This window comes from Gordonia caeni, from assembly GCF_039537105.1.
Taxonomy (GTDB): domain Bacteria; phylum Actinomycetota; class Actinomycetes; order Mycobacteriales; family Mycobacteriaceae; genus Gordonia; species Gordonia caeni.
This window is the reverse complement of record NZ_BAAAZW010000021.1, coordinates 1-5661: the sequence shown is the minus strand read 5'-3', so window position 1 is coordinate 5661 and position 5661 is coordinate 1. Positions and strand designations below refer to the sequence as shown.

The window sequence follows — 5661 nt, the reverse complement described above, 5'->3', positions numbered from 1 at the left end:
ATGCGAAAGACCCCCTGAACTGGTGTGTTCAGGGGGTCTTTCAAGTGGTGTTCGGCGGTGTCCTACTCTCCCACACTGGTTAGGGTGCAGTACCATCGGCGCTGGAGGGCTTAGCTTCCGGGTTCGGAATGGAGCCGGGCGTTTCCCCTCCGCTATGGCCGCCGTAACGTTATGAAACTATCCGCCACACCCGCGATGGGGGGTGTGGTGTGTTGTTTCAGAGGTGCATAGTGGATGCGAGACCAAAAATTGTTTTGGTGTTTGGGTGTTGTTGGTAAGTCCTCGGCCGATTAGTACCAGTCACCTGAACACATTACTGTGCTTACAGTTCTGGCCTATCAACCCCATAATCTGTAGGGGGCCTTACCCCACCAATGGTGGGTGAGAAACCTCATCTTGGAACAGGCTTCCCGCTTAGATGCTTTCAGCGGTTATCCCTTCCGAACGTAGCTAACCAGCAGTGCTCCTGGCGGAACAACTGGCACACCAGAGGTTCGTCCGTCCCGGTCCTCTCGTACTAGGGACAGGTTTCCTCAAGTTTCTAGACGCGCGCGGCGGATAGAGACCGAACTGTCTCACGACGTTCTAAACCCAGCTCGCGTGCCGCTTTAATGGGCGAACAGCCCAACCCTTGGGACCTACTCCAGCCCCAGGATGCGACGAGCCGACATCGAGGTGCCAAACCATCCCGTCGATATGGACTCTTGGGGAAGATCAGCCTGTTATCCCCGGGGTACCTTTTATCCGTTGAGCGACACCGCTTCCACTTGCCGGTGCCGGATCACTAGTCCCGACTTTCGTCCCTGCTCGACATGTACGTCTCACAGTCAAGCTCCCTTGTGCACTTACACTCAACACCTGATTGCCATCCAGGCTGAGGGAACCTTTGGGCGCCTCCGTTACATTTTAGGAGGCAACCGCCCCAGTTAAACTACCCACCAGGCACTGTCCCTGAACCCGATCAGGGTCCGAGGTTAGAAGCCCAATACGATCAGAGTGGTATTTCAACAATGACTCCACACACACTGGCGTGCATGCTTCACAGTCTCCCACCTATCCTACACAAACCGTACCGAACACCAATACCAAGCTATAGTGAAGGTCCCGGGGTCTTTTCGTCCTGCCGCGCGTAACGAGCATCTTTACTCGTACTGCAATTTCGCCGAGCCTGTGGTTGAGACAGCAGAGAAGTCGTTACGCCATTCGTGCAGGTCGGAACTTACCCGACAAGGAATTTCGCTACCTTAGGATGGTTATAGTTACCACCGCCGTTTACTGGGGCTTAAATTCTCAGCTTCGCCAACAAGTTGACTAACCGGTCCTCTTAACCTTCCAGCACCGGGCAGGCGTCAGTCCGTATACATCGTCTTACGACTTCGCACGGACCTGTGTTTTTAGTAAACAGTCGCTTCTCTCTGGTCTCTGCGACCACACCCAGCTCACGGCGCAAGGCCGGTCACCAGACATGGTCCCCCTTCTTCCGAAGTTACGGGGGCAATTTGCCGAGTTCCTTAACCACAGTTCACTCGATCGCCTTAGTATTCTCTACCTGACCACCTGTGTCGGTTTGGGGTACGGGCCGTGTACCAACTCACTAGAGGCTTTTCTCGGCAGCATAGGATCACAGAATTCGCCTCAACGGCTACGCATCACCTCTCAGGCTTATAAGGGGCACGGATTTACCTGCACCCCGCCCTACCGGCTTACACCAAGACATCCATCACTTGGCCCTGCTACCTTCCTGCGTCACCCCATCGCTTGACTACTACAACCAAGGTCCCACGCAGCCACCACCAGAGACTCCCGAAGGAGGCAACGATGGCTTTTGGGTGGTTAGTACAGCTGATTCGTCATTGGGCGCGGATACACGGGTACGGGAATATCAACCCGTTGTCCATCGACTACGCCTGTCGGCCTCGCCTTAGGTCCCGACTCACCCTGGGCGGATTAACCTGGCCCAGGAACCCTTGGTCATTCGGCGGACAAGTTTCTCACTTGTCTTTCGCTACTCATGCCTGCATTCTCACTCCCACACCCTCCACCACACGATCACTCGATGGCTTCGACGGATGCAGGACGCTCCCCTACCCAACCACACCACTACACACCCGTCCGTAGACAAGTGTGGATGTATTGTGTGATTGCCGCGGCTTCGGCGGTGTACTTGAGCCCCGCTACATTGTCGGCGCAGGACCACTTGACCAGTGAGCTATTACGCACTCTTTCAAGGGTGGCTGCTTCTAAGCCAACCTCCTGGTTGTCTAAGCAATCCCACATCCTTTTCCACTTAGTACACGCTTAGGGGCCTTAGCCGGCGATCTGGGCTGTTTCCCTCTCGACTACGAAGCTTATCCCCCGCAGTCTCACTGCCATGCTCTCACTTACCGGCATTCGGAGTTTGGTTGACGTCAGTAACCTAGTAGGGCCCATCAGCCATCCAGTAGCTCTACCTCCGGTAAGAAACACATGACGCTGCACCTAAATGCATTTCGGGGAGAACCAGCTATCACGGAGTTTGATTGGCCTTTCACCCCTACCCACAACTCATCCCCTCCATTTTCAACTGAAGTGGGTTCGGGCCTCCACAGCATCTTACTGCTGCTTCACCCTGGCCATGGGTAGATCACTCCGCTTCGGGTCTAGACCCAGCGACTCACACGCCCTATTCAGACTCGCTTTCGCTACGGCTACCCCACACACGGGTTAACCTCGCCACTGAGCACTAACTCGCAGGCTCATTCTTCAAAAGGCACGCCATCACACACCAACCCGAGGGCTGCGTATGCTCTGACGGATTGTAAGCGTCCGGTTTCAGGTACTATTTCACTCCCCTCCCGGGGTACTTTTCACCTTTCCCTCACGGTACTAGTCCGCTATCGGTTACCAGGAAGTATTCAGGCTTACCGGGTGGTCCCGGCAGATTCACAGCAGATTCCACGAGCCCGCTGCTACTTGGGAAAAATGTTGAAGCCAGACGCGATGTTTTCAGTTACCGGACTCTCACCGTCTACGGCAGACCATTCCAGGCCACTTCACCTAACACCACATTTTCTTACTGACCGCCCAGCCGGCAGACCGGGCAACAACACTCCCACAACACCACACGCACAACCCCTGCCGGGTATCACATACGCATGGTTTAGCCATCCTCCGCTTTCGCTCGCCACTACTCACGGAATCACAATTGTTTTCTCTTCCTGTGGGTACTGAGATGTTTCACTTCCCCACGTTCCCCCCGCACCGGCTATACATTCACCGGGCGGTAACACCACATCACTGGTGCTGGGTTTCCCCATTCGGACACCCTCGGATCACAGCTCGTTTGACAACTCCCCGAGGACTATCGCGGCCTACCACGTCCTTCATCGGCTCCTGGTACCAAGGCATCCACCGAACGCCCTAAAACACTTACAACAACACCCACAAACACACCCCAACCACCACCCAACACGGACAGCAGCTGCAGACGCGAATGTGGAATGCACTACACACAGAGACACAAAACTAAATTTTGCTAAATTGCAGTACAAACACCAAAAACTTTCACTCCTGTAAACAAAAGATCATGACTTTGATGCTCGCATCCACTATGCACTTCTCAAACAACACACACCCACCCACCCCAATACACGCCCAACAGGCGCGCGGTAGTCAGTGAGCACAGTTCAGAGCAGACCCGAAACCAACCCCCAACAGGGGCCGGCCGCGTGTTTCCTCAGAACCCCGATAGTGTGTGACATCCGACGCCGCGATCACTCGCACTGCGCCCCACCCGCCGAACCAACCATCCTAGGTTGTGCCGGCATTGTTGGGTGGCTTCTTGTGTTTCACCCTCGAACAAACACCAGCCGCAGAACAGACGCCCACGAAACTGGAATTGTTGTTTGCTCCTTAGAAAGGAGGTGATCCAGCCGCACCTTCCGGTACGGCTACCTTGTTACGACTTCGTCCCAATCGCCGATCCCACCTTCGACAGCTCCCTCCCACAAGGGGTTAGGCCACCGGCTTCGGGTGTTACCGACTTTCATGACGTGACGGGCGGTGTGTACAAGGCCCGGGAACGTATTCACCGCAGCATTGCTGATCTGCGATTACTAGCGACTCCGACTTCATGGGGTCGAGTTGCAGACCCCAATCCGAACTGAGACGCGCTTTAAGGGATTCGCTCCACCTCACGGTCTCGCAGCCCTCTGTACGCGCCATTGTAGCATGTGTGAAGCCCTGGACATAAGGGGCATGATGACTTGACGTCATCCCCACCTTCCTCCGAGTTGACCCCGGCAGTCTCCTGCAAGTCCCCACCATTACGTGCTGGCAATACAGGACAAGGGTTGCGCTCGTTGCGGGACTTAACCCAACATCTCACGACACGAGCTGACGACAGCCATGCACCACCTGTACACCAGCCACAAGGGCACCGACATCTCTGCCGGCTTCTGGTGTATGTCAAACCCAGGTAAGGTTCTTCGCGTTGCATCGAATTAATCCACATGCTCCGCCGCTTGTGCGGGCCCCCGTCAATTCCTTTGAGTTTTAGCCTTGCGGCCGTACTCCCCAGGCGGGGTACTTAATGCGTTAGCTACGGCACAGATCTCGTGAAATGAGACCCACACCTAGTACCCACCGTTTACGGCGTGGACTACCAGGGTATCTAATCCTGTTCGCTCCCCACGCTTTCGCTCCTCAGCGTCAGTTACTACCCAGAGACCCGCCTTCGCCACCGGTGTTCCTCCTGATATCTGCGCATTTCACCGCTACACCAGGAATTCCAGTCTCCCCTGTAGTACTCAAGTCTGCCCGTATCGCCTGCACGCCTGCAATTGAGTTGCAGGATTTCACAGACGACGTGACAAACCGCCTACGAGCTCTTTACGCCCAGTAATTCCGGACAACGCTCGCACCCTACGTATTACCGCGGCTGCTGGCACGTAGTTGGCCGGTGCTTCTTCTCCAGGTACCGTCACTTGCGCTTCGTCCCTGGCGAAAGAGGTTTACAACCCGAAGGCCGTCATCCCTCACGCGGCGTCGCTGCATCAGGCTTGCGCCCATTGTGCAATATTCCCCACTGCTGCCTCCCGTAGGAGTCTGGGCCGTGTCTCAGTCCCAGTGTGGCCGATCACCCTCTCAGGTCGGCTACCCGTCGTCGCCTTGGTGAGCCGTTACCTCACCAACAAGCTGATAGGCCGCGGGCCCATCTCACACCGCAAAAGCTTTCCACCCAAGACCATGCGATCTCAAGTCATATCCAGTATTAGACCCAGTTTCCCAGGCTTATCCCAGAGTGCAAGGCAGGTCACCCACGTGTTACTCACCCGTTCGCCACTCGAGTACCCAGCAAGCTGGGCCTTTCCGTTCGACTTGCATGTGTTAAGCACGCCGCCAGCGTTCGTCCTGAGCCAGGATCAAACTCTCCAACAAAAACTAATCAGAGAAAAGACCTGACCAAAATAAACAATCCAAAAAAATAGAATTGACTGGCATCAAAAAACAATCAAAAACAAAAATTCAAGACATCCTCGACACCAATCAACATTGGCACAAGAAAATCCATCACACACTATCGAGTTCTCAAAAAACACACACCCACCAACACCACACAGACACACTCGCCGTGCGAACTTCAATGAGCTACAGGTTCCGCCACCCGCATAACGGGCAACT

General features: G+C 55.0%; 3 rRNA genes. All 3 read right to left on the bottom strand.

What is annotated here, in order from left to right:
* Positions 1-49: 49 nt before the first annotated feature.
* Positions 50-166 (bottom strand): 5S ribosomal RNA (rrf, locus tag ABD732_RS18495).
* A 104-nt stretch (positions 167-270) separates the two neighbouring features.
* Positions 271-3414, bottom strand: a 23S ribosomal RNA gene (locus ABD732_RS18490).
* Positions 3415-3895: 481 nt separating this feature from the next.
* Positions 3896-5418 (bottom strand): 16S ribosomal RNA (locus ABD732_RS18485).
* The 16S, 23S and 5S rRNA genes sit together here, the layout of an rRNA operon.
* Positions 5419-5661: the final 243 nt, after the last annotated feature.